This window comes from Marixanthomonas ophiurae, assembly GCF_003413745.1.
Lineage (GTDB): Bacteria > Bacteroidota > Bacteroidia > Flavobacteriales > Flavobacteriaceae > Marixanthomonas > Marixanthomonas ophiurae.
In genome coordinates this window covers 898,605-923,742 of the sequence record NZ_QVID01000002.1, presented here as the reverse complement: position 1 = coordinate 923,742, position 25,138 = coordinate 898,605, and the positions used below count along the sequence as shown (strand labels likewise).

Here is a 25,138-nt window from a genome sequence, read left to right as displayed (position 1 = left end):
TACACTTTTAGTATCCATAGTTGCTAATAATCGCTTTGAAAGCCACTAAAACTGTGTTGGCATAGCGATTGCCATATATACGGCGAACGAAACATACTAATCTATAATAAAACAGAATTACGCATAGATGAATCTAAAAAAAACTACTTCAGAAACTAAAACGGACGCGAATGGAACTACATCAAACTCCATTTTTAGTTCCTCTTCATCAACATCAGAAAAGGCCACGAAAACGTGGAATATCTTAGTATTAATAAATACCTTCTTGCTTCTTGCTGGAGGTGCTTTTTTGATGTATCAGATGCAAAATGACTTTGCGCAATTTAGAACGGAACGCCTAAGCAGTACTTGGGGATTCATCTTTTTTGCTATAGCATCTTCTTTGTTTGTATATAAAGCAGGTTTTTTCATTTATCAACTCTATTTATATTTTAGGTATAAGCCTGTTGAGTCTGTTACAGATGATGAACTACCAACCGTAACAGTAATTGTTCCGGCGTATAACGAAGGAAAACAAGTATGGGCTACGCTAAAGAGTTTAGCAAAAAGTGATTATCCTAAAGAAAAAATACAATTATTAGCCATTGATGATGGTAGTAAGGATGATACTTGGTATTGGATGCAAGAAGCTAAAAAACAATTAGGCGAGCAGGTAGCTATATACCAACAACCAGAAAATAAAGGAAAACGTCATGCACTGTACAGAGGTTTTAATATTGGTACAGGAGAGGTATTTGTAACGGTGGATAGTGACTCTGTTGTAAATGCAGATACACTCCGTAATTTAGTAAGTCCTTTCATTACTAATGAAGATTGTGGTGCAGTAGCAGGTAATATTCGTGTACTGAATAATGCTAAAGCATTATTACCTAGAATGCTCGATGTGAGTTTTGTATTAAGTTTTGAATTTGTACGTTCGGCAGAAAGCAGGCTTAAGTCTGTACTTTGTACGCCTGGAGCTTTGGCAGCTTACCGTAGAGATGCTGTACTTTCTTGTTTGCCAGAGTGGATAAATCAAACGTTTATGGGAAAACCATCGGATATTGGTGAAGACAGAGCGATGACCAATATGATCTTAAAACAAGGATACCACGTATTGTTTCAACGTAACGCTTATGCGTATACCAATGTACCTGAAAAATACAAAGGCTTGTATAAAATGTTTATTAGATGGGGTAGAAGTAATGTACGTGAAAATATTGCGATGGCTAAATATGTATTTACCGACTTTAGAGAAGGCTCGAAAGCAGGATCACGATTACTGTTCTTTAGTCAAGCTAGTAAATTAATTATGTGCTACCCATTTTTACTATTTATGTTGTACTTTATATTGGTACACCCGGTATTATTTGTTACATCAACATTGGCTAGTATATTAGTGTTATCAAGCTTTCAGGCGATTTTCTACGCCAATAGATATAAATTTTCTGAATCATTCTGGGCATACACCTACAGTATTTTATATACGTTTAGTTTGTTCTGGATTACACCATATGCAATTGCTACTGCAAGCAGAAGTGGTTGGCTTACAAGAGAGTTGCCACAACAAGGGTAGTACTTCGAGATTAACAATAAAAAAATGGTCATTTCTATTTATTAGGAATGATCATTTTTTTAGTTTAAACATCATTTTTTATTGAAGGTTCAATGCATATTAAATAATTCTTTTACCTTTTTAAAGTCAGTTGTTGGTGTGATTTCATAAAAGTAACCTAATTGCCATTGTTGGGTTTTTGCGGCTTGTTTATTAGTTGTTGTGTCCCAAGGGGGATACACCCGAAAACCTCTTTTTCCTTCTTTCATAGAAGTCGTAATTATTCCTTTGTCTATAAGTATAGCCTTTGGAAAAACAAACTGCCCCAAGGTGTCTTTACCTCTAACCGTGATGACATAAAAATTAAACAAGTCTTTATCTGATAAGGGGGCTGTAACTCCTTTTTTATTTCGTTTCCAAAACGTAACAAACTGTCCGGCTTTTTTAGGAGTTATTTTTGCACTTCTGTAGATAATATTCCATCCGTTTAGCTGAAAGCGGCACGCAGCATATTGGTTGCCTTCAGTTTCATTTTTAAAGTTAGAAAACTTAAGGCCGCTAATAGCGTATACTTTTGAATTAATTAAATTAAGATAATTTTTCATTAAAAGTGTGGTACTGTGTAGTTAAGGGTTGAACTAATACTTTGCATTGAATGCGGTGTTATCAGCCTTTTTGCTTTTCTAGTATTTTGACAATTCTATTGTTTATGATTTCTGACAAATTCCACAAATATAGCTTCGGGTCGGTGGTGCTGTAAAAGGCAACAACAACGGCATCCAGGTCTTTGTGATAGGTTGCAAAACTTTGGTAACCTGGAACCCACCCAGCATGCTCATACTTATAAATAGAGGAATATAGTTCCTGTTCTCCCGCTTCAAATACCGATCCATCGTTTAGGGCTCTTACAAACTTACCCACGTCTTCTGCAGTGGCTAGCATACCGTGATCGTCTGTTTTTAAATCTAGGGGATGCCCTACGTGATAACCACTCATCACATTATCTATATTCACTTCTTGTAGCGAACCGAAGGTATGATTTAGCTGAAGGGGTAGTAGTATTTCTTTCTTAATAAACTGGAAATTATCATACCCCAATTCATTATCCATTATTTTATTAATTAACAAATAGTTTGTGTTGCAGTATTCATAATCTTCCCCAGGCTCAAAGTTAGCTGGTTTGTCCAAAATTAAGGCAAGGCTTTCTTTATAAGTAGCTGTAGGGTTTCCCCAAAAGTTTGGAGTATCTGTAAAATTAGGGATACCACTTCTATGCTGTACGAGCATTCGCAAGGTAATTTCATTTGAATTTTCAATCCTTCCTAGCAGTTCTGGTAAGTATTCAGCAAGGGTCTTGTCTAACGAAAGCCGTTCGTTGTGCACCAATTTGGTGACTGCCACCGCATCGTAAAGTTTGTTGATGCTAGCCAATTTAAAGAGTGCTTGTGGGTAGGCAGGAGTTTTTGCTTCCCGATCGTGCCAACCGGAAGCAAGATATTGAGGTGCTTTGCCAGCTTGATCTATATACACAATTACTCCTTCAAAATCATAATCAATTGCGTCATCTACTTGTTCTTGAACCGTAACGGGTAGTGGTAATATCCAAGCTTTTACTAAGGTCCATGGTACTAAGAATAGAGAACCTATGCTAGCAATAATAAATACTATTTTGAGTATTCGTTTTGTTTGTTTCTTTTTCATGTTTTTCAGAACAAAGCAGTCGAGTTTACATGTTTATATGGGTTAAATATACAGAAACCTTTCCTTTTTTTGTGACAGCAAGGGAAAGGGGATCATAAATTAAAGGTATTCATCATAGTTATGATTATAGTTTATTGTAAACTACTGTTGTTCATTAAATTATATTATAAAATATTGAGAAAAGGTTTATATTTATAAGCTATAATCTTATTTATATGGAAGCAGAAAAACCCAAAGATAAAAAGGAAAGCGATTTAATAAATAAAGGGAATGACTCAGAAATAGCTGAACAAGATAAAATGGAGTCTCATCATACGCAAGGTAAATCTCCTATTATTAAAAGCTTTATAGAAATGTGTGGCCGACATCCATTTGCAACAGGATTATTTGCTATTCTTGGATTAATAGGCCTTATATTTTCTATATATGGTTTTTTAGTTGATAGATCTGAATCAATAAGCACCACCAAACAAATAGACTTGGTTGTAGACTCTATTAGTCAAAAAATTGTAGAATCTAATCCCGTAACAAGAGATAGGACCTTAAAAAACCCTATTAAATTAGATTTAAGAGGAGATCATGACAATAAATATATAGACAATATTGTATTTCCAGACTCTCAAAATGTTATAATGAAAGAACTTACATTGAGTGAAGCTAAGTCCTTAATGCATAACATTATTTACAGTCAAAACTATTCCACCTATGATCCTTTTTATGGATTCTCAGTAAGTTCTATATCTAATAAAGGCTTTGTTCAAATTGCTCCTTATCTCTTAATAGATGTCACGAAGGTAACGTCCATTAATGAAGATTTAGCCGGATTCTACTTTGGAGAGCGAGGTGGTGGTGCAATTCTTAGAGAATTTAAAGCCAATATTTTTCCTAAAGAAGGTATTCAAGTTGCCCCAATGATTAATGCTACGAAAGGAAAGTATGTAAATAGCATTGATTACATTTCATTAATGCCAGGAGAGGTTGAAGAGTTTATGTTATATCTAGATTTTTATCCAGGGTTTTATTACGACTTAAGGATTGGTTTACAAATTAAGTTTAACGGCATTAATTCTGTTATTTGGGATACGAATAGTTTTCACCGAGGAGTGCCCTCGACTAAAATGCCTATTTACGATTTTACCTCTACTAAATTCAATGTAAAGTATCATCCAGATGCAGAGGGTTTTGCTGATTATACCGACAATTTTTTAGAGCGTATCCATTCAGATATAGACGCTTACAACAGTTCACGTGTTTTTAATATGAAAATGGCTGATTTAGCAGGTCCTGTATCTCCAACGCAGTTTTAGCCACAACCTACTATTTCTTTTTGGCAAGATATCTAATTTGTCGTGGCTATTGATGCCGCTATAGCTATCCCTTTTATATAATTTAAATAGGGGAGGTGCTAGTTCTAATGTTACTAGGCGTTTACTTACACACGTTATTACTCCTTGTCTTCTGCTATAGGAGATATCATAATGTGGGCTCTATGGGTTCCAGGATTCATAATCCAAGGGTGGTTTGAACTTATAGGCTTTTCAGGAAGTCCAGTAGATTGAGCAGTAGCAAATGGCATATAAACTACATAACGGTATTGCGCTCCTTCCACTTTAGACGTTTCAGGGTTATAGCGTTCACTCTCTCCAAAATAAATATGTAGGGCAGACCCTTGTTTTCCCATATCTAACGTACCTGCTTTTGCTTCCTTTTCTCTAATATCAAAGATTTCACCTGCTGACTTTCCTTCGGCTTTTAGTTCTCGACCTCTTGCCATAAAAGGTTCTAAGTCTTTATGGTAGCAGGCTGCACTAAATCCAGATTTTTTAGGGTCATCTGCTAACACAATAAATTCATTATTGCCTTCTTTAAGTGTAACAAACTCTCCAGCCATATTATAACCAATCACTTTACAACTATCTCGGCTTGCTTTTGGAGCCGCCATTAATGCGGTTGCAATTAAAGCTTCGTCCGTATCAATAGCAACTAATTTGTTGTTGGTAGCATTTGATGTACTGTCCGTAACTGTTTTTTGTGTGGTTGTAACTTCTGTCGTGTTTTTATTTTTATCTGAAGTATTACAGGAAATCAAAACTCCTGTAAAAATAAATACTGCAATAATATGTTTCATCCTCTAATGGTTTTACGTTGTTAATTTGTTTACGATATTTGGTATGATGAAATTTAAAGATAAGTGTAATCTTATTTCATACTATAATTTGATTGCATTTTTTGTGACTTTTTTGGTGTGCTCCACATTTTTAAAGGTCTGATCAAGATAAATTTAATCTTTTAAAATACTGTCACACACTCTGCCAATGCATATTTGTAACAGTAGTTTTCTTCTATCATGCTAATGGCTATCTTTTTTATTTTGAGTAATATTTAAGCATGTTTTATACTCTAATATTATGACTATTACGATAACAATTAATTCGAGCGCAAAATATATAAATCCAATTTCTGTGACTTTATCAGAGTGAGTAATTATAAACCCGATAGACAGCAATACGTAAATTGTATTACTTATAATTATTGCCGTTAAAAATGGCTTCCAATTTTCCCTAATTACTGAATAACTAATAATTGAATATAGGAAAAAACAAAAAGCTATTCCAGATAATAAATATAACACTTTGGTGGGCATACCAAAACAATTATTATGAGGTAATAAAAATAGTAATTTTGAAAGCCTGAGCGAGTTCTTTACTAGGACACGGTGTTGATGACTAGTCTTTTTCTTTTATTTTTTTATTAATCGCCTTATTTCGAAATTGCCATTATTATTTTCAAACTTCAAGAAGTAGACACCTCGTGAAATATGTTCAACATTCAGACTTACTGAATCTTGAACAATTTTCTGTTCCATGATTTTATGGCCCGGTAGATCATAAATTGAAATTTTTGAATAATTTGATACGCCTATGATGAAGAGCTTATTTTCAACAGGATTAGGATAAATATAAATTATCTCTTCTCTAAAGCTTTCTACGCCCAGTTGTTCAACATAAGTGGTAGTTACCGTATTAGTGAGGATAAACTCATTAAAATCAAAGTATATCTGTGCATTATTAGATACTTGATCTCCAACACTCACGGGTGACATAGGTTTTATTTTGTATTGAATATGCCCTTTAGATCCTTCCTCATCAGTCTTTGCATCGGGTAAGTTGATATCATCAAAAATAAACTGCATCGTGTTGCCTTCAGTGATTTCGACTCTAGATTCATGACTTGTGTTTAACAGTTGAAAACTATCCCAGTCTAAATTCATGTCTAGTTCGTTGAGAACCCTCACGTTAATTGCCGAGGCTGTTCCTGTATTTTGAAAGCGAATAATATAGTGTAAATAGTCATCTGCATCATCAATATGAACCTGAGGCCCTTCAAGTACTAGAATATCATTGGGATCGAAGGAGCCAATAACAATTTGAGTATAGTTAAATGAATTATCTTCAGGGTTAATATCGTTCGATACCGGATTAATTTGCCCGCTAAAAATCAGCGGATCGTCAATTTGAGTAGTGGGAGGTGGTGCCACTGAAAAAGTGATTTGAATCGTACGAGTTTCAAATGGTTGTAGGTTGGTATAATCGAAAGTTATTTGGCCAGTACTTGAACTAGCCACAGGTTCACTACTTTCTGAATATTCAAGACGAACATCATCAAAGTTAAGCTCAATATCCCCATCCACGATGACTGTGCCAATGTTGCTGTATACTAATTCATAAACTGCTTCAAAACCGGGGCGTGCATCTGTTATAGGGAAAAAACCAATACTAATGTCTTCAATAGTTTCTGTGGCAACTACGCAAAAATCTTTGACCTCAGCATTGTTTATGCCTACAAATTCAGACACATGCGACTCTGGTTCAGAGCTAAAATGGGTTGGCAATGAAGAATTGATTTGAGTAGTAAAAGTTCCTTCCGTTACACTAATAGAATAGTCGCCATTAGCATTTGTAACAGTTGAAAAGCTATGTGTTTCATTCTCGGTTTTAATAAGAAGATTTTGCATATCTGGATCTCCAGGATCACAGCCATTTGAATCTAGGTCGATAGCGACATTCCCAGATATAACATTCGACAAAACACCGAGGTTTTCATACCACAAAATACTTCCATCCTGTGTATTGGAAATGGCCAAGTCTTGTTTAAAATCACCATTTAGTTCACCAAAGGCAAGAGAAGAAGTAAAAGTTAAGTCGGTGCCAAATAACTCAATTGGCTCTGCAAAAGAACTTCCCCAGTCTATATTTTCTATAAATTGAACAGTATTAGTTAGTAAATCTGAAACAATAATATCCGGATCGCCATCTGAATCTGAATCAAATACCTCTAAGACTTTATTCATGCTGATAGTTGTAGAAATTTCATTGGCGTCTCCAAATGCTCCTAGACCATCTAAATTTTCATACCATAGCACCGTATTGTTATCTGGTGACCCCGAAACGATATCAAGGTCGCTATCTCCATCAATATCGGCTGCTTTAATTCCGGCTCGACGTATATTTGGCTGGTCTGTATCAATTACCTGAAAAGCTCCAAATGTGCCGTCTCCTTGATTTGGAATCCAGATTAATTGATTGTCGCCGGAAGTGGAGCCAACAAGGTCAATAAAGCCATCTCCATTCACATCGATTTTATTAATTTGTCCTAAGTCCAATGAAATATTCGAAAGTATTGTATTACCTAAGTTTTCTAGGGCGGAATTGATATTTTCGTGCCAAATTAGGCTTAAAGAAGATAACCTAACGTAATCCAAATCTAAATCATTGTCAACATCCATAAACGTTATATCTGAATTTGTACCGCCTGCAATATGAAGGGCCTGTCTTTCACTAAAATTGCCTGCTCCATCAAGATTTTCTACCCAACTAACCACTTCATCATAACCATACATTAGATCGAGATCACCATCATTATCGAAATCTACAGCTTCAAGAAATCTACCAACAAATACATTGCCAACCAGTACATTTTGCTGTCCGTATGTGCCTAAACCATCTAAATTCTCGTACCACGAGACTTTATTGTGTGAAATGTTTGCTATATCATTATCTCCATCGCCATCCAGATCTGCCAATACCACTTTTGTAGGATCCTGTATTGTGGAGTTTACGATAACACCCGGTTCTAAAGTGCCTTGTCCGTCCAGGTTTTTATAGGTGGTCACCGTATCTTCGCTGTATGCTGTAGAAATAATATCAGGAGTGCCGTTACTGTCAATATCAGCAATAGAAATATGGCTTGGTGAAAAAACATATTCCTCAAATATAATAGCGGGCCCAAAATTTCCGTTTCCGTCATTTGGAAGCCAAATAGTATTTTTACCTTCTGTATTCGCAATCACTAAATCTTGATCTCCATCTGTATCTAGGTCAACTGCATTCATATGTTTCGGTGAATTGAAGATATTTGAAACTATAGTAGATGCGCCAAAATTTCCATTCCCATCTAAATTCTCATAGGCAACAATCAAATCTTCATCCTGAGATGTTAAAAGATCAACAGAAATAAGCAGATCCAAATCAGAATCACCGTCTATATCACTTAGTAATACTGAACTCATACTTGAAGTTTGGGTGTCGTCGATAAGTTTTAAATTACTGAATGAGCCCATACCATCCAAATTTTCATACCAAAACACTGTGCTGGTACTTGAATTGGAAACCAAAAGATCCATATCGCTGTCTCCATCAATATCAGCCGTCACCATTCTAATTCTATTGCTTGATCCTCCATCAAAACCTATTTCATTAACCTCTCCAAAATTACCGAGGCCATCGAGATTTTCAAACCAGCCAAAACGATTGGCGCCTTCGTAATAATATACCAAGATATCCAGATCTGAATCCCCATCTATATCGGTTAATATTAGAATTCTAGGATTGGTAATGTCTTCATCAACAGTAGTGAGTGTACTAAAAACTCCAGTACCATCATTTGCATCCCAGTCAATACGGTCAACTGTTGTTGACCCTCGAAGAATGTCAACATGGCCATCTCCATTTATATCTCCAATATCTGAAGATTGAACTGAACCCACATTTTCTTGTGCAACTACGTTTCCAGTTCCATAGTTCCCTTCTCCGTCAATATTTGGTAACCAGGTAAGATTGCTGAAGGAGTTTGATTGTAAAAAAATGTCCAGATCACCGTCAGAATCGATATCGGCGAGTTTGGTTTGGTTTGGATTTTCAACTCCAAATGTATTATCTATAACAGTATATGGGAAAAACGCTTGTTGTGCTAAAGAGTGAAAAGAGAGTGAAATAAATAGAAGTGAAAAAATGAAAATTTTCATGTGCTTTTAAAATATGGTTAGTTTTTTAAAAGTATATATATTATTTCATATAAAATAATTAAAAAAATAAGTGCTTTTCGTGGGATACGTTATTGGTAATAGTTCTACTGCTTAAGTAAATGATCAACGATTACTTTTGCAGCAATTTCACTGCCTTTTAGTGAAGGGTGGAACCCATCATCACCATAATATTCATTATTTTTTGCTGTATCACTATATGCTTTCCATGCGGTACCCACAGGCAGCAATATTGAGTTATTGATGGCGGCAGCATCGGTATGGTTTTTTATAACACCATCAAACGTATAGTAGTAGTGTAAAGAGGGCCAAACCATAAAATAACAAAGTTTCGCTTCGATTAATTTACATAAACGAGTATATTTTTTACCGTAATTAATTAGCATGTTTCTACCATCAGGTTGTGAGGAAGGCCCTTGTTGTATAATAACAAAGTCATATGTTTTACTTGAAATTAGTTTTTGAACCTGCCCATCATTCCAGTGATCTTGAATGGAATAGTTAGGGAAGGCTATCATGTTAGTAGTAATAGCGATGTTTTTTGAAATAGCGTACTCCTTTACAAGCTCAGGCAAATTATTGGTATAAGTAAGACTGTTACCAATAAATAAAACATCAAACGCTGTTTGGTTATTAGTAAGGGCTTTCTGTTGGCTATATATACTAGAATACGTACTTATTAATACTAAAAATAGAAACAATAATTTCTGCATGTTTTTTGGATTGAATTATTGCCAAAGTGTTTGTATATGGTTTTTTGCGTGGTTTAAGCAACTAATTTAGTAAACATTTACGAACCCGTGAAAATTCCGAAGGAATTTTAGCAAGTAAGCTCAATAAAGCAATTAATTATACACGGGTTAGGCAACGTTTTTTATTCATTCTCTTTTTCAAAATAACTCCATACTTCATCTCCGAGTTTTTCTCCATATTCTGAATTGGTGAAAAGAATATAACCCCATTTTTTTTCTGTTTCCATAAGATAAGAGCACGTAAATCCAGCGTTGTTTCCTCCGTGAAAAAAGGTGTTACTATAAACTTTATCAGCTGTTAAAAAACCTAAAGCATAATAAACACTAATTCCCGTTGAAGATGTAGATATTTTTGAATGATGTTTTAGCAATTCGGAATAACTTTCTTCAGATAATATTTTGTTGTTCATTAGTCCAATCATCCATTTTGAAAAATCTATTGGTTCTGTTTGCATAGATGAAGGAGCAACGAATTTTCCTTTATCTTTTTTATACCAATAATCATTTTTTAAATCAATCCATTCGCCTTGATTGTTATAAGGTTCTGCTTTGTTTTTTTCTGTGTAAGATGTTGGTATAAATACGGTATGTTCCATTTTCAACGGTTTTGCGACTTTCTCTTGAAAAAGAGCTTCTAAACCATTCCAATCCGTATTCTCTATCTCTTTCAAAACCATAGCGAGATATTGATACCCTTCTCCAGAATATTCATAGGCTGTTCCTGGGTCAAACTTTATTTTTAGTTTTTTATCGTCTTCGTTTTCTCTCCAATTTGGAAATCCTGACCTATGGCTCAAAACCATTCTTGCTGTTATTTTCTTGTATCTTTCGTCATTGGCGATGTCTTGATATGGTAAATATTCATATAAGGGTTTATCCAAATCCAATTTGCCATCTTCAACAAATTGCATTACAAAAAAGGCAAATACTGATTTCGATATTGATGCAGCTTCGAAAATTGTTTTGTTGGTAATTGGCAACTTTTTTTCAACGTTGGCAAATCCAAAAGTTTTGTGATAAACTACTTTACTGTCATTTATGACTGCAATTGAAAGTCCGGGAATATTCAAAGAATCCATTCTCGATTTGAGAAAGGTGTTAATTGAGTCAGTTGAAACTTCAATTCCAACAAGGTTTTTGATTTTGTTTTGTGAATGACAACTTGTAAATGAGATTGTCAGAAGTAAAAACATAAATATTTTCAATGTGTTTTCTTTCATTCTATGGTATTTCCTAAATGTTGCCTACGGACGGTTTCGTATAACCGTCAGTTACGGGTTAAATTAGCGATTATTTTCGGTTTGGCACGGACCTTAGCAATTTCGAGTGGATTCGGACGCAGTCGAATCCGCCGTAATTGCGGTTATACATTGTTGCCACACGTTTTTTTTAGTTCGTAGGTAATGGTGGAATTTGAATCCGAATATAGGGATAATCACTTAATTTTATTTTCAGCGGCAAACTATCAGAATGTTTTGCATTCAAATCGTTAAATTCAGTAGCAATTTGAATTAGTTGACTTTTAATGTTTTTCGAACTGTAAGAACTTTTTTGGTAGTAAAGAATCAAAGCTTTCTCAATATTTTGCGAATAATCAAATACTTTTTTAGGATTTAATATATGGTTTTCTAAAATTGACTTTAAACTATCTAATGTTTTTTCAGTATCATCATTTATTATAATAGTCTCATTTTCGATTGAAATTACGTTTCTGTCAGAGAAATCTACAATATCATTTAATTCGGAACACTCTTTATAAATAATCAGATTAAAATCCGTTTGTTCGTTTTCAAACTTCAATAAAGGTTCTTTTCCGTCACAAGCGATTTGATCGGCTATTTTTATTAATTCGCCATAATTTTTTATAGAATCCAAATATATTTTAACCAGAGAAGAGTCAGTTTTAAAGTTAGAAATTCGAGGATAATAGAATTCCGTTTTTTTTAATTCCGCTTTCTGCTTTTTCGTTTCGCAATTACAAAACAAATTGGCAATTATTAATATGAGTACGATTTTTTTCAAATGTGTGGCAACGTGTTTGTATATGGTTTGTTGCGTGTTTTAAGTACCCAATTTAGCAAATACAAACCGAATAGAAAATCCGCGAGGATTTTCGTAAGTAGGCTAGAACTAGCAATAAATTATATACGGTGTTAGCAACAGTTTTTATTCGTAATATTCGTATCGATAATCTTCTTCTCGTCTTAAAATTCCATTTTTGTCTTTAGAAACTACTTTCGTTAATAGTCCGTTTGAATATTCATAAACAGTACTAAATGTTAAATTGCCACTATTATCAGTTTTCGTAGTTTTTATAATTTGTCCGATATCATTTCTGTCATATCTGAATATAATTGAATCCATATTTTGATAGACAAATTCTCCGTTTTTGTATTTATATTTTAATTTTTTATTTGCGGTATAACCAAAAATAAAATCTCCTTTTTTCTTGTAATAATTTTTAAGTTCATTTTCTGCGGTTTTGACCTTAAATATTCGATTTTTACGATAAATATAAATTAGACATTCTTCAAGAAGAAATTCAGTTGCATTTGTGCTTTTATAATAATCACAACTCTTAATTAGTTTGTTGTCCGAATCGTATTCATATTCAGTTAAATCTTGGTCTTTATCATCTAACCAAGTCCATTCTGTTCTTATGGTTTGGTGATTGTCATTGTACTTGTATTTCACATCCCAACCATCAGTAGAATCTGAATCATAAAACTCACGTTCTCTAATAATATCTCCATTTATAGCAAAATCTTGGATTAGCTCAATATATTCTTCTTTTAATTTTCCATTTTCAAATTCCTTCGTTGATACCGTTAAGGATTTTACTTTTAGGTTACTGTATATTTCGTGGTAAGAATTATCTAAATCATAAAAATCTTTCTCTTGTCCAAATGAAAAAAGTGGAATAAAAATCAGTAATATAAATTTAAGCGATGAGTTCATTTAAATTGTTGCTAACGTTGATGTATATGAGCTGTGGCGTGTCTCGGCACGAACCTCTCCAAATTGAAACCGGCTTTGGGAAATCCGCAGGATTTTCCAAGTGAGGACTGACCAAGCCATACCTTATATACGGTGTTGTAAAACGTTTTTTTATCCGCATTTTCTTTCAATTAACGATTTTATATCAGTTCTTCCCAATTGCAAAGCACGATTTAAATCTGCGCAAGCTTCTTGAGATTGATTTATTTTAAATAAGAGCAATGCTCTATTAACTAATGTAGCTGGTAGGTCAAAATCCAATTGGACTGCCTTATTGTAATATTTAATAGCCTTCCTAATATTATTTTGTTCGCTATTCAAATATCCCAAATTATAATATGGTGCGCCATAATTAGGATTGATTTCAATAGCTTTTAAAAATGTTTGTTCTGCATCTTCATAATTAGATTGTCCAATTAATATTGAGCCTTTTAAATTGTAATATTCTGGGTCTTTTGGATTAATTGTAATCGCCTTATTTATTTTGTCTAATGCTTCGCTATTTTTTCCCATATCAGACAATAGCATTGAGTAATTAAAAAGTAATAAGTCGTTTTTTGAATTTAATTTTTCAGCGGTTTTAAAATGTTCCAATGCTTCATCAAGTTTTCCAGAACGATGTTTAAGTACTCCAAGATTTGTATTAATCATATCATTATTCTGCGCTTGTGGCGCCAATTTAATTGCTTTCTCAAAGTAATAAGTGGCAGAATCAATTTCGTTAGAATAATTGGCATAAAGTTGACCAATATTAAAATGAATATCAGGATTATAGGAATCGTATTTTTTTGCTTTTTGAAAATCCTTGAACGCATTTTCAATATTTTCTTGCTCTAAAAATATTGCTCCGCGAGCTCCATATGCCAATCCGCTTACTGTATCAATTTCAATTGCACGATTTAAGAAATTCAACGCATCTTTAGGATTGTCCGATATGTTTGCTAAACCAATTAATGCTTGTGATGTGATGGTTTTATCATTATTATCATTTATTTCTAAAGCTTTATTGTAGAATATTTTCGAGTTCTCAAAATCATTTAAGGTAAACAAGATAGAAGCCTTTTGTATATAAACTTGGCTAATACCTTCCGTGTCTTCCTTATTATCTATCACATAATTAATATCTTCTAATGCTTTTTCGTTTTCACCAAGTCTTATATACGCTATTGCTCTTTCATTATGGGCTGTTATAGATTTGTTGTCATTTAGCTCTATAATTTTATTAAGGTCTTTAATTTCTTCACGAAACATACCAAGGTTGCTATAGGTTAAAACCCTCAAACCATAATGGCTTACGCTATCAGGCTCTTGCTCAATTAGTTTATCAAGTTCATTCAACGCTTGTTCATATTTCTGTTCTTTGAAATAATTTTCTGCTGTCGTTTTGCTTGCTTTTTTTTCTTGACAAGAAACAAATAAAATTAAAAGACCGATTATGGATAGCTTGTTAAAATTCATTACCTAAATTTATTTGTTTTTATTTCCACCACTAATTGCCATTATGATTAATCCAATAACGCCAATTACCAATGTAATGATAAAACCAAATGCGTATCGTTTTAAGTCAAACTCAATCCAACTTGAACAACTGGAAATTGTAAGTGAAACAATAAACAATAATATTATTCTTACAAATTTTGATTTCATTACGGATTTTTCTTCAAAATGTTTTACAACGTGTTTGTATAAGAATAGTTGCGGGTTTGCGTGCGAGGATTTTCCGAAGGAAAATCAGATGTAACAAATACGCAACTACCTTTGTTTTAGTACTAAACCGCAATTATTTTTATACGGTGTTGTGCATAGTACTTTTTATTTTTTCAATTTCAGATTCAATTTCCGTAAAGTCTATAAATCCGTTTTGATTGGTTGTTTTTTTTATCGTTTTTTTCCAAAAAGGAAAAGCCCAAGTTAAGGAAGTTCCATAATTTTCCCAAGTTCCGTTTTCATTCTCAAATTCATACTCGTTTTTGAATGGGAATTTTCCTTTGAAATAATCGATTCTCCTTTTTTTACAGATCAGAAATCGCAAAAACTCATTAAATCCTTCGTTTAAATTATCAATTTTCGGATAAAAATGCTTGTGTGCTATTCCGTATCCAACTGTCAACATTCCGCCTTCATCAAGTTCAATCCAAATAGACGATTCCTCTTCGTTTTCCGAATTCAGAACCAGATGAGTTCCATCTTCAAATTCCGAAATCCTATCAGGAAAATGATTTTCCAAAAGCTCTTTTATTTTACTAAATGTCAGTTCGTGGTTCGTCATTTGGGTATTATGCACAACGGTCTCGTATAACCGTCAGTTACGTGTTAATATGCGTTAATTTTCGGTTTAGCACAGGCTTTAGCAATTTCGAGCGGATTCGGACGTAGTCGAATCCGCCGTAATTGCGGTTATACATTGTTGTAACACGTTTTTTATTCAATTGTTAGTATTCTAATTGTTTGAAAAATAAATAATAAAATTATTGGACTTGAAAGTCCGATAAACATAAGTTTTCTATTCAAACTGTTCCAATCTTTCCAATGCTTTATTGTTCGTGCTATTACTGCAATTCCAAGTCCAAGTGATGTTAAAATTGCGGGAAGAAAGAACAAAAAATTGAAGCTAAAGTTATGAGGCGCATATCCTTCTTTAATTCCAAGTAATGGTTCTCGAAAAAAATTAATAAGAAGAGCTAAAGTCAATAATATAAAACTTGTTAATGCCATTCTAAAAGTCCATTTTAATTTTTTATCCATTCCTATCTTTCAGTCTTTTTAATAAGTCCACTAAATGCTGTTCCGAATGAGTTCTCATAGAAAAGTCGAAATGCCAAAGTGCATCATTCATACTTGTGTTTTCCATTCTCCATTTCACAGCGAGTAGGTCTTTTATAATATCTGTTAAATCATCTAATTCATCTCCACAACCTGTTTCGATATTCGGTTCCATTTTGTTAGAGTCCAAAACCATACTGTACCAATCGAAATCAGGGAAATTCAATTTAACAACCTCTCTTATTTTCTTGTAATCAAATTCAGGTTCTTCTTCATAATCGGTTTCATCAAATTCAAATTCCGCATTCAGATATTCAAAGTAAATTCCAACTAATAGTTTTTTTAAGACATCGGTTTTATCGGTGAGTTCCACTTTTGGATTAATTCCGAATTCGGTTATTTGGTCTATTAATTTTCTTAATTCACTCAATTTTTAATGGTTTGTTCAAATGTGTTACAACGGTCTCGTATAAGAATAGTTGCGGGTTTACGTGCGAGGATTTTCCGCAGGAAAATCAGACGTAGTGAACTTGCAACGATCTTTGGTTAAGCCCAAAATTGAGCAATTATTTTTATACATTGTTACCCACCGTTTTTTATTCGTTCAGTAATTTAGTTTCTAATAGTGACAATGATTGTTCAATTCCATTATCAACTATTTTTCCACATATTTTCACTTTATCCAATTCCTTAATTTTATGCTCGTCCGATTTGTTAGTAAAATAAGCAATTAAATCTCGTTTCTGTCCATTGTAATTAACTTTCGCCATTAAGTAATGATGTCCACCGTCAGATCCAGTTGTTTGAATTTTAAAGTCCGTTAATGTAGTCTCAAAGTCTTCTGTCTTTTCAAATAAACTCCAATAATTTTCAAAACTATCTTGACTGATTTCTGAAGTCTCAAAATGATTTTTAAAATCTGTCAATAATAAATTGTTGTCAGTCCAATAACCATAGTTATTTTTAAATGGCATTTTTATAATTATTCTTCCGTTTTTATCCATTCCGATTTCACGTTCTGGAATTCCGGTTTCGTTGTCCAATTCAACAATCCACTTTTCCACGAGGTCAATTTTATTTTCGAAATCAGGATTTGCTTTTGGAATTATCGAACTTAAAATTCCAGTTATTGCTTTTTTTAAATTCCGTTTTACTATTCCGTCAGCTTGCCCTATTTGCACGCTTTTCGGTATTTTGAATTGTATGTACGTTGTTTTTTTCAAATGGTGGGTAACGGTTTTGTATAAGAATAGTAGGGCTGAAAATAGACAGTTATTATTCGGTTAAACACAAGCCGAATTTTTAAATTTTTCTTATTATCTTTTTTGTTCAATAAGCCAAATTTAAAAATTTGGCGACTTCGCAAAAGTGCTTTGTCCATTGGGTTAAGCACTCATTGCCCTATTATTTTTATACGTTGTTAGGCAAAGTACTTATCAGAGTTTGAATGGTTTAATCTCTTGAACTTTAACTTCAACTCTTGTTTCATTTACTTCACTAAAAACGATTGTATTTTCGCTATTTAATTTTGCAAACAACTGATTAAATTTGGTTTCGTCTTGGTCTTTCTTTAGATTAAGAATATCTCTACCACCAATAGCAGTCGGTACTATAACTTCGTTAGGGTTTTTGCCAAATGAAACAAAAACAAATTTATTAGTATATGTTTTAAGTTGTTCAAATATTATTCTGAATTCTGTTCCAACTCCACCAATAAAATTGTCTGCTTTTTCTTTATATTTTTCTGATAAAACCACAATAACCTTATCTGAATTAGAAATTCCAGTTATCATCATTTGATTAAAATCAGTAGCTGTATCTTCTTGACTTTCTTTTCGGTCCATTGTGGCATTATATCCACTTTCACGTAAAAAATTTACAAAGGAAATTACTTTATCATTATGTTCGTTATCTTCCCAAGCATAAGTGACAAAGACATTAATCACGTCACTCTTAATATCGTCAGCAACTTCGTCCATATTTATTTCATTTTCCTTATTAAGTTTTTGCATTTTAGTAATTAAATCTTGACGTACTTTAGTTAAAATGAATTGCAATGCTGCTTTACCAAAACTGTGGCTTGCAGATGATAGATGAAATTGAGGGTTATTATGCTTGAATGTTTTGTTTAGCATTTCAACTGCTCCTGGCGGAATTGATCTTTGGACAAGTTGACCTGTTAATTCTACAAGTCCGTCTTCTATAAATCCAATTCCGTCGGGAATATGAGTATCTGAAAGGTCAATACCTACGTGTTTTGATAATACAGAAAAGTTAATAGTTACGTCTTTTTTAACAATTTGACCGTAAGCATTCTTTATGGTTCCAATTATTTCGGCTTTTATTATTCGATATTCAGGTAATTCGCCAGCATCATATCCATTTAGCTCTTTATCAATAAATCTGATTAAATCTTCGTCATCAAACTGCTCCGCAAATTCTTTAGCTTGCAACAGTAATAGGCTCAATCTTCCTTCGCCACTATATAATTGCTTTAATAGTTCCTTCATTTTTTTTAGCTTGTGTACAACGGTTTGTATATGAAAAGTAGCGTGTAAAATAACGCAAACCTCTCGGATAAATACAGAGCCGAATTTTTATGTTTTGTTTTTATTTTTTGTCTTAAAAGCCAAATTTAAAAATTTGGTGGCTTCGTAAATAAGCACAAACCTTTCGGTTTAACACTAACTAGCTATTTTTTATATACTTTGTTGTGCGTAGTGCTTTATTCACTTGCTCCCATTAAATAACCAGTTGTCAGTCCTTTTTCCTTAAACCATTTTTTAATTTCGCTCTTATTATCAGATAGAATTCTGTCAATATCAGAATTTAATGGACTATCCCAAACATTCCAATTTACGAGCCTTCTAATATTAAACTTAATTTCCTCAAAATTTTTGTCCGAAAGATTTCTGTGCATTAAGGTCAACTTATCATCTGAATCGAAAAGTTTTAAACTAGCACAGATAGAATCAAATAAAATTTCTGCCCACGATATAATTGATTTTGAGCGAAAAATTCTTGATAATTTTAATTGTTCTGGGTCAGAATTTGTTTTTTCACTATCCCAATTCAAAAGGCTTTCTTCATAAATGATATTCAATAGCTTAACAAGGTTGTTAAATTCAGTTTCGCGAATATATTTATCCGTAGTCATATCGGTTTCAACAGGTTGTCGAAATAGGAAATTAGAAAAAATGGATTTTTCTAACATATCCATTGTTATAGGTGTTTCTACTGAACTTCGATTACCCTTAGAAACATAATTTGCTAGTTTATTATTACTATCATCAAGGATTGAATTATATAAAAAACTCCTAAATCTTTTATTTAATTCAGCTTTTGTTAATTGTTCTTTTTCTTTTATGTAATTTAAAAAACCTAATTCAGATTTTGTTTTATTGTCTTCTAAGCTCTTATATTCTTCAAATTCTCTTCCAAACTGCGCTCCTAATTTCGCAACCATAATACTTGAAAAGAATCTTGTTTGTGCAAATTTGTCGTGAGCTGAAATATTAGTCTTATTTAGTAAATTCGGTTCAGGGTTGAGATAAACTTTACATTCAAATTTTTTCCTTCCTCCCCATAAAAGTCCTGCTATCTTGTGTTGCCCGTCAAAGACTAAAATTTTATTTTTATGAATTCTACAAATTGAAGGTTGAAGAACTGGATGCCTTTGAAAATGTCTGAAAAGATTAAATACTTTTTCTTTTATCAAATATCTTGGTTGCAACCCAATTTCGTTGTCAGCATCATCATCACTATCTAAAATTTCTATTGGTAGTGTTGCATAGAAATAATTCCAATCAGTAGTTGGACAAGTATAAAGGGTAAAGTTTTGATTTTTATTCTGAATCTCTACTTTGATAGAATTTTCTTCTTGTTCGATAATCGATATTGTTTCTCCGTAACCGTTCAAATCCTTTTTTGATTTGAGATATTCTAATTCATCTTTCAGAGTTAGATTTTCTCCGTTATCGAAAAATTCATCAATTTTTAATTTTACTTTGAAATCGTAAAGTGATAATTGACCTTTTTGCTTATTGTGTTTTCCACACATTGGTGCAATGTTGTCAATTTCGGATGCTCCTTTTTGCGCATATGCTTTTATGTGGTCAAATTGAATATTTTCGTCAGTATCAATTGGATGTCCAGTTGCAAAACACGTTTTTCCAAATCTCTCTAAAACTATCTTTTTTTCATCGTCTGAAATCTGTCTTTTAAGTAATATTGCCATTAATTTAATTCAGTTTTGAGGTTGGTTACTATGTTTTTTTGCATTACGCACAACGGGTTGGCTATGAGTAGTTGCGTGGTTTAGCACTTAACTTTGCAAGTACACACCAAACTGAAAATCCGCGAGGATTTTCAGAAGTAGGCGAGAACGAGCAATTACTTATAGCCATTGTTGTAAAACGTTTTTATTTTCGATTTGTAATTGTTTGGTCAAGCATTTCTATAAAATCAATAAAATTTAAAACTATATCATTTCCTGTATCAACACCCATTAAAACACCTCGAATTCTAATATCAAATTCAACATCTGTTTTTAAATCTTTTACAGTAGAATGAAAGTTATAGGTTTTGTCTTTTTCTATATAAATATTCAGGCTTTTATAATCCTCATTCATTGCAAACATTGAAATAATGGTATCTTTCATTAGAGAGTCCATTCCCATTTCCAAATGCATTTTAAAACGTTGGGTTGCACTTTTGTTACCTTCTACCATAATTTGTAGAAGAATAGTTTTATGGTCTTTTTGATGCCAGCTTACAATGTCAAAATTTGAATAAAATAAATCTCTATCATTTATTCCCCAGTTTATCGAATAATCCGTAATGATTTCATTTTTGGAATGTCGACCCATTTTGTCAGAGGAAAGTTTTGCTAATGGTCTAATTAGTTCTTGAAATCCAGTCTCAAATTTATCTCTAAAATCAGCATACACTTTTTCCTGAAGAAAGACAGGTACTTCGCAATCATCCAATAAGATTGGAATTACAACAACTTGTTTTTCTTTTATTTCTCGCATTAATCCAGAATTCAATTCTTTTTTACACCATTCACTTTGCACAGAATTTTCGGATAGTACAACTAATAAAAAGGAAGAATCGGTTAATCCATCTTGAATTTTGTCAATTAAAGAATCTCCTGGTTGCATTTCCCATTTGTCGAGCCAAACGTTAATTCGATTTTTTATAAGTTCAGCTGATAATTCATTAACGAATTTTCTGTCCTTTGTTGAATAACTTATAAATACGCTCATTTTTCAAATGTTTTACAACGTTTTTGTGTATGATTTCGTTGCGTTTTTCAGCAACTAAATTAGCAAATACAAACCGAATAGAAAATCCGCGAGGATTTTCGTAAGTAGGCGAGTACTAGCAATGAATTATACACGGTGTTGTAGCACGTTTTTTATTCTTCATAAATTAGTTCAATTTCCAATTCCTCAATATTTTCAACTTTGGTTTTATCCATATTTAAAAGAGTTTTTCGACTCCCATAAATTCTATGAGGAACACCTGGGTCAAAATAGTATTGATAATAATTTAGGTCAGTTATGTCGAAAATTGCAGTTTTCATCATTTCTTCTGCCTTTTTTCCTTCTATGCCCATTTTTTTAAATAAAGAGATGACTTGTCGTTTGGTGTCATCTGGGTTAATAGTAGACTCTTCTTTTAGAACACAGTAAAAGTTTTCAAAATCCGTTTCTATAATTGAGAGTTTTGCATCTGCCTTAATAGGTTGTTCTCCTCCGACCATATTTGGCAATTCTGATTCATATTCAAAAGGGTCATTAATATCATATTCAGTACCAAAAGGGAAATGAAAATATTGTAATTCGTAAACAATCAACTGTTCAATTCCTTCTTTAGAGCTATAAATTTCTGCAAGAGGTGCCATTGCTTGTTTGACTTCATTTATCTTATCTGGCTTACGAATTTTAATGCTTTTTTCTAATTCTCCAAGCATATTGCTCATTAGTGCACTTATATCTTTCCAGTTTATTATTTCCAAGAATTCACCATATTCATCCGTTTTGTAGATGACTTTAGTAACATCGTATTTTTTTACAATATTATTTACTGCCTGTTTGTTTTCATAAAGTTTGTTCAAATTTTCTCGGTAGCTATTAGTAAGAAAATTTTTGAATGTCCATTGTAAAGTATATGATTTCTCCGTCGAGTCTATTACTTTAAAATTTGCAATATATTGTGTGGAATCATTTTTTGTCAGTTTATCATTTGTCCATCGTTTTTTTATTTTAGTCACTTTGAAGTCGTAACTATCACCTTTTGACCAGTATGCTATAAACGCAATTTTCGTAGTGTCAGTTTGCCCAAATAATGGAATGGTAAAGACCAATAAAAGAAGTAAGGTTAAGGTTTTATTCATTGTTTTTTCAAATGTGCTACAACTTGTTTATATGAGCACCTTTTATGCTCTTATTAATCCAATTTGGCATGCTATGAGCAGGTTTTGTGCTTTTTATATGTTCTTATTTTTATATAATATAAAGGGGAGTCCTTCAAATATACTTAAAAATTGTAAAAAACCTATTTAACCAACGTTCCACGCATCCCAAAAGAAATATTTAGAGATATTAAGGTTTTACTCAGGTTTGGTTCGAGACTGGTATGAGATTGGTTCGATATTCCTTCGAGGATTGTTCGAGAACCACCTGCTTTTACGGGCTAGTGTCGAAGTATTCTCGAAGAAAACTCGGATGAAACTAGGGGAGTGCACCTTGCTTTTTTTGGGTACGCGCTTGTTTTTTAAGGGAATACGTTTTATATTTAGGGGCTCCCTTTTCATATTCTTAACCAAATTCTACTTGTTATGGCAACATTTAACAACGGTATTTTAGGTGGTTTTTCGGGTACGGTGGGTACTGTGGTAGGTACTACGTGGCGCGGGGTTCCCGTGATGCGAAGTAAACCGAGAAAGTCGACCAAAAAGCCGAGTCCAGCGCAACTGCGCAATCAATTGAAGTTTAGACTAGCGAACGTGTTTTTAAATCCGGTAAAGCCTTTTTTAAGCGACAGCTTTGGTCAACCCAAGGGAACAACAAGCCGATTTGACTTTGCGAAGTCCTATCTTTTAACAGAGGTTATGATTCCCACAGCCGATAGTTTCCTTATTGATTATCCAAAAGTGCTGATTAGCAAAGGCCCCATTCGAGGGTTGCTAGATGCATCTATCACAGTGCAAGCCAAGCAAAAAGCAAAACTACAATGGACAGACAATAGCGCACTGGGCTTGGCATATGCTGAGGATGCACTATCGGTTATCGCATATGTACCCGCTACGCAAGATTTTATTTTCTTTGAAGCCGCCGCCCAACGCCATATGGGGGAAGTGGTATTACAATTCCCGGAAGAACTGCAAGATCTTACCTTAGAAGTATGGGCAACCTTTAAAAATAAAGCATCACAACAGTACGCTACTAGTGATTATGTAGGGAGTATAACGGTTATATAGCGCTATAAAATTGCTTGTGTACGCCTAAAAACGAAAAGTTTAAAACCAGTTAGTTGTTTTCTTGTTGCCACGTACGGTATTGCTTGTCTAGAAAACGTTGCCCGTCTTCTTTATATGCTGGGGTAAAGACGGTAAAATGATCGCCAGGGTAGTAGTCAATCTCAATAGTAGATTCTAGCTTTTTCATTTCTTCATCAAACAAATGTACTGCTTTGTGAAGGTGAAAGTTATCTTGTTCGCCTATGGAAATGCGAATGTCATTATTAACCACCTCTTTATAGGTTTCCCAATTGTTTCTAATTTGATACGAAAGGTCGTAGCGTTTAAAAAGCGGTACCGCTTCTTTGTTAATGTCTCCAGTTTCCGCATCTACCAGGCGGATGATGTTTCCATCGGCATCGCGACTGCTGAATACCGCATCGAACGAACGTATTTGACCACCACGGGAAACTACGGCCTCTACTTGGTAAATATCTTTGGCGGCAATAATAGGGTAGCCACCGCCCATGGTGATATCGGCTAAAATATTTCCGTTGGCATCGTAATATAGATTATCAACTTCATAGATGTCTTCGCCTTGCCAGTTTCTGAAATCCACCTGATCGGGTGCGCTGGCCCAAGCTCCTGAAAAAGTTTCAGGATAGTTTAACTGAAGCCATAAAGACGTCCAACCCCCGCTACTGTGACCAAACACAAATTTGGCACCGTTGGTACGGTATTGCGCTTCTAGAGCGGGTATAAATTCTTTTACCAAGGCATCGCCCCAAGGGCCGTTTATATCGCTATTGGCATAGGTAGAATGCCCTTCGGGACTGTTACCGTCTAAGTATACCACTATCACAGGCGTATCGGCCAGGTGGGTAAAGGCATATTTTTTAGATCCAGAATGGGTTTTATAGTTCGCACCAAATCCAAATACCGAAAACAACACGGGATACGTAGCATCTGGGTTTTCATGATATTCTTTTGGTAAGCTTACAGCTCCTGCTATGGTGACTTCTTTGTTATGAAACTCACTCAATACTTCCGATTTTAAAGCCAGTTCTTTTAGTTGCTTGGTTTCTTTAAATGGAATTTCAGGTACCATTTGATTGGCTTGTAGGGTATGGGTAGTGTCAAAATTTTTATCGAAGGTTAGTTGTTGGGGTTCAGAAAAAAGATTCCCCGGACTTTTTCCCATGTCTTGTCCGCCTAAATTACGGTCGAACACCACTTGTACATAATACGAACCACGTTCAATATTTGTAAGGGTGTTGGGATATGAAATAGCCGAATCGTCAAGCACCACGCCTTCGTTAGGTTTTAAATTGGTAACCTGTACACGATACACCGGCGGTAACTCTAAGGGAACAAAAGCATTCTTCGGGTTTTTGTTTTCTTGCGAAAGGAAGAGCAGTACGTCTCCGGTAAAGGGTTCGGAAAGTACGTCTTTAGAGAAAGAAACATCAAATTGTTGTGCCTGTACAGATACGGTAAGCAGTAAAGCGGTGCAAAAGAGTAGTAGTTTTTTCATAGTGGTCGTGTTGATTATGACTATTGAGTTTATGCTTGTTAGTAGATTTAAGGCATGAGTATCCATAAAA

The 25,138-nt window shown here is 33.8% G+C and carries 22 protein-coding genes; 3 read left to right on the top strand and 19 right to left on the bottom strand.

Annotated elements, in window-relative coordinates; translation table 11 throughout:
• Window positions 1-127: 127 nt before the first annotated feature.
• The gene (locus DZ858_RS14475; protein WP_117160369.1) at window positions 128-1,555 is read left to right on the top strand and encodes a glycosyltransferase; all 1,428 of its coding nucleotides are present in this window, start codon (window positions 128-130) and stop codon (window positions 1,553-1,555) included.
• An 89-nt stretch (window positions 1,556-1,644) separates the two neighbouring features.
• On the opposite strand, the gene DZ858_RS14470 is transcribed toward DZ858_RS14475, so the two are convergent.
• Window positions 1,645-2,139 (bottom strand): MepB family protein, encoded by a 495-nt coding sequence (locus tag DZ858_RS14470; RefSeq protein WP_117160368.1) that lies wholly within the window; start codon window positions 2,137-2,139, stop codon window positions 1,645-1,647.
• 61 nt (window positions 2,140-2,200) lie between these two features.
• Window positions 2,201-3,235 carry a serine hydrolase domain-containing protein gene (locus DZ858_RS14465; protein WP_117160367.1) on the bottom strand — a complete coding sequence of 345 codons (1,035 nt, stop codon included), beginning with the start codon at window positions 3,233-3,235 and terminating at the stop codon, window positions 2,201-2,203.
• A gap of 215 nt (window positions 3,236-3,450) precedes the next feature.
• On the opposite strand from DZ858_RS14465, the gene DZ858_RS14460 reads away from it, so the two are divergent.
• The gene (locus DZ858_RS14460; protein WP_117160366.1) at window positions 3,451-4,542 is read left to right on the top strand and encodes a hypothetical protein; all 1,092 of its coding nucleotides are present in this window, start codon (window positions 3,451-3,453) and stop codon (window positions 4,540-4,542) included.
• Window positions 4,543-4,679: 137 nt separating this feature from the next.
• On the opposite strand, the gene DZ858_RS14455 is transcribed toward DZ858_RS14460, so the two are convergent.
• The 16 genes from DZ858_RS14455 to DZ858_RS14380 form a co-directional block, all read right to left on the bottom strand.
• Entirely contained in the window at window positions 4,680-5,363 is a 684-nt protein-coding gene (locus tag DZ858_RS14455; protein WP_117160365.1) for a hypothetical protein, read from the bottom strand.
• 612 nt (window positions 5,364-5,975) lie between these two features.
• Window positions 5,976-9,539 (bottom strand): T9SS type A sorting domain-containing protein, encoded by a 3,564-nt coding sequence (locus DZ858_RS14450; RefSeq protein WP_117160364.1) that lies wholly within the window; start codon window positions 9,537-9,539, stop codon window positions 5,976-5,978.
• Window positions 9,540-9,643: 104 nt separating this feature from the next.
• On the bottom strand, window positions 9,644-10,270 hold the full coding sequence (locus DZ858_RS14445; protein WP_117160363.1) for an SGNH/GDSL hydrolase family protein: 627 nt from the start codon (window positions 10,268-10,270) through the stop codon (window positions 9,644-9,646).
• Between the two features lie 161 nt (window positions 10,271-10,431).
• Entirely contained in the window at window positions 10,432-11,502 is a 1,071-nt protein-coding gene (locus DZ858_RS14440; protein ID WP_239990793.1) for a serine hydrolase domain-containing protein, read from the bottom strand.
• Window positions 11,503-11,698: 196 nt separating this feature from the next.
• Window positions 11,699-12,331 (bottom strand): hypothetical protein, encoded by a 633-nt coding sequence (locus tag DZ858_RS14435; RefSeq protein WP_147309608.1) that lies wholly within the window; start codon window positions 12,329-12,331, stop codon window positions 11,699-11,701.
• Between the two features lie 144 nt (window positions 12,332-12,475).
• Window positions 12,476-13,267, bottom strand: coding sequence for a hypothetical protein (locus DZ858_RS14430; protein ID WP_117160360.1), 792 nt, complete (start codon window positions 13,265-13,267; stop codon window positions 12,476-12,478).
• A gap of 150 nt (window positions 13,268-13,417) precedes the next feature.
• On the bottom strand, window positions 13,418-14,764 hold the full coding sequence (locus DZ858_RS14425; RefSeq protein WP_117160359.1) for a tetratricopeptide repeat protein: 1,347 nt from the start codon (window positions 14,762-14,764) through the stop codon (window positions 13,418-13,420).
• Between the two features lie 9 nt (window positions 14,765-14,773).
• Entirely contained in the window at window positions 14,774-14,953 is a 180-nt protein-coding gene (locus DZ858_RS14420; RefSeq protein WP_117160358.1) for a hypothetical protein, read from the bottom strand.
• Between the two features lie 139 nt (window positions 14,954-15,092).
• Entirely contained in the window at window positions 15,093-15,575 is a 483-nt protein-coding gene (locus DZ858_RS14415; RefSeq protein ID WP_117160357.1) for a hypothetical protein, read from the bottom strand.
• 152 nt (window positions 15,576-15,727) lie between these two features.
• Complete coding sequence (locus DZ858_RS14410) at window positions 15,728-16,051, bottom strand: hypothetical protein (RefSeq protein ID WP_117160356.1); 324 nt, start codon at window positions 16,049-16,051, stop codon at window positions 15,728-15,730.
• The gene (locus DZ858_RS14405; protein ID WP_117160355.1) at window positions 16,044-16,499 is read right to left on the bottom strand and encodes a DUF5063 domain-containing protein; all 456 of its coding nucleotides are present in this window, start codon (window positions 16,497-16,499) and stop codon (window positions 16,044-16,046) included. Before DZ858_RS14405 ends, DZ858_RS14410 begins: the two co-directional genes overlap by 8 nt.
• A 166-nt stretch (window positions 16,500-16,665) precedes the next feature.
• On the bottom strand, window positions 16,666-17,292 hold the full coding sequence (locus DZ858_RS14400) for a hypothetical protein (protein WP_117160354.1): 627 nt from the start codon (window positions 17,290-17,292) through the stop codon (window positions 16,666-16,668).
• Window positions 17,293-17,505: 213 nt separating this feature from the next.
• Window positions 17,506-18,579: an AbiTii domain-containing protein gene (locus DZ858_RS14395; protein WP_117160353.1), complete on the bottom strand. Its 1,074-nt coding sequence runs from the start codon at window positions 18,577-18,579 to the stop codon at window positions 17,506-17,508.
• A 215-nt stretch (window positions 18,580-18,794) separates the two neighbouring features.
• A complete protein-coding gene (locus DZ858_RS14390; RefSeq protein WP_117160352.1) occupies window positions 18,795-20,306 on the bottom strand; it encodes an HNH endonuclease signature motif containing protein in 1,512 nt (503 codons plus the stop codon).
• Window positions 20,307-20,490: 184 nt separating this feature from the next.
• Window positions 20,491-21,336 (bottom strand): toll/interleukin-1 receptor domain-containing protein, encoded by an 846-nt coding sequence (locus tag DZ858_RS14385; protein WP_117160351.1) that lies wholly within the window; start codon window positions 21,334-21,336, stop codon window positions 20,491-20,493.
• A 152-nt stretch (window positions 21,337-21,488) separates the two neighbouring features.
• Complete coding sequence (locus tag DZ858_RS14380) at window positions 21,489-22,469, bottom strand: hypothetical protein (protein ID WP_117160350.1); 981 nt, start codon at window positions 22,467-22,469, stop codon at window positions 21,489-21,491.
• A gap of 444 nt (window positions 22,470-22,913) precedes the next feature.
• Here DZ858_RS14380 and DZ858_RS14375 point away from each other — a divergent pair, with 444 nt between their 5' ends.
• The gene (locus tag DZ858_RS14375) at window positions 22,914-23,555 is read left to right on the top strand and encodes a DUF6266 family protein (RefSeq protein ID WP_117160349.1); all 642 of its coding nucleotides are present in this window, start codon (window positions 22,914-22,916) and stop codon (window positions 23,553-23,555) included.
• A gap of 49 nt (window positions 23,556-23,604) precedes the next feature.
• On the opposite strand, the gene DZ858_RS14370 is transcribed toward DZ858_RS14375, so the two are convergent.
• Complete coding sequence (locus DZ858_RS14370) at window positions 23,605-25,068, bottom strand: alpha/beta hydrolase-fold protein (RefSeq protein WP_158548377.1); 1,464 nt, start codon at window positions 25,066-25,068, stop codon at window positions 23,605-23,607.
• Window positions 25,069-25,138: the final 70 nt, after the last annotated feature.

Excerpts from the sequence above, each read along its gene's own strand:
- DZ858_RS14380 (WP_117160350.1), bottom strand. The coding sequence starts at position 22,469 with ATGAATAAAACCTTAACCTTACTTCTTTTATTGGTCTTTACCATTCCA.
- DZ858_RS14475 (WP_117160369.1), top strand. The coding sequence starts at position 128 with ATGAATCTAAAAAAAACTACTTCAGAAACTAAAACGGACGCGAATGGA.
- DZ858_RS14425 (WP_117160359.1), bottom strand. The coding sequence starts at position 14,764 with ATGAATTTTAACAAGCTATCCATAATCGGTCTTTTAATTTTATTTGTT.
- DZ858_RS14460 (WP_117160366.1), top strand. The coding sequence starts at position 3,451 with ATGGAAGCAGAAAAACCCAAAGATAAAAAGGAAAGCGATTTAATAAAT.
- DZ858_RS14375 (WP_117160349.1), top strand. The coding sequence starts at position 22,914 with ATGGCAACATTTAACAACGGTATTTTAGGTGGTTTTTCGGGTACGGTG.
- DZ858_RS14455 (WP_117160365.1), bottom strand. The coding sequence starts at position 5,363 with ATGAAACATATTATTGCAGTATTTATTTTTACAGGAGTTTTGATTTCC.
- DZ858_RS14410 (WP_117160356.1), bottom strand. The coding sequence starts at position 16,051 with ATGGATAAAAAATTAAAATGGACTTTTAGAATGGCATTAACAAGTTTT.
- DZ858_RS14430 (WP_117160360.1), bottom strand. The coding sequence starts at position 13,267 with ATGAACTCATCGCTTAAATTTATATTACTGATTTTTATTCCACTTTTT.
- DZ858_RS14420 (WP_117160358.1), bottom strand. The coding sequence starts at position 14,953 with ATGAAATCAAAATTTGTAAGAATAATATTATTGTTTATTGTTTCACTT.
- DZ858_RS14415 (WP_117160357.1), bottom strand. The coding sequence starts at position 15,575 with ATGACGAACCACGAACTGACATTTAGTAAAATAAAAGAGCTTTTGGAA.
- DZ858_RS14470 (WP_117160368.1), bottom strand. The coding sequence starts at position 2,139 with ATGAAAAATTATCTTAATTTAATTAATTCAAAAGTATACGCTATTAGC.
- DZ858_RS14395 (WP_117160353.1), bottom strand. The coding sequence starts at position 18,579 with ATGAAGGAACTATTAAAGCAATTATATAGTGGCGAAGGAAGATTGAGC.
- DZ858_RS14450 (WP_117160364.1), bottom strand. The coding sequence starts at position 9,539 with ATGAAAATTTTCATTTTTTCACTTCTATTTATTTCACTCTCTTTTCAC.
- DZ858_RS14445 (WP_117160363.1), bottom strand. The coding sequence starts at position 10,270 with ATGCAGAAATTATTGTTTCTATTTTTAGTATTAATAAGTACGTATTCT.
- DZ858_RS14385 (WP_117160351.1), bottom strand. The coding sequence starts at position 21,336 with ATGAGCGTATTTATAAGTTATTCAACAAAGGACAGAAAATTCGTTAAT.
- DZ858_RS14440 (WP_239990793.1), bottom strand. The coding sequence starts at position 11,502 with ATGTTTTTACTTCTGACAATCTCATTTACAAGTTGTCATTCACAAAAC.
- DZ858_RS14390 (WP_117160352.1), bottom strand. The coding sequence starts at position 20,306 with ATGGCAATATTACTTAAAAGACAGATTTCAGACGATGAAAAAAAGATA.
- DZ858_RS14465 (WP_117160367.1), bottom strand. The coding sequence starts at position 3,235 with ATGAAAAAGAAACAAACAAAACGAATACTCAAAATAGTATTTATTATT.
- DZ858_RS14370 (WP_158548377.1), bottom strand. The coding sequence starts at position 25,068 with ATGAAAAAACTACTACTCTTTTGCACCGCTTTACTGCTTACCGTATCT.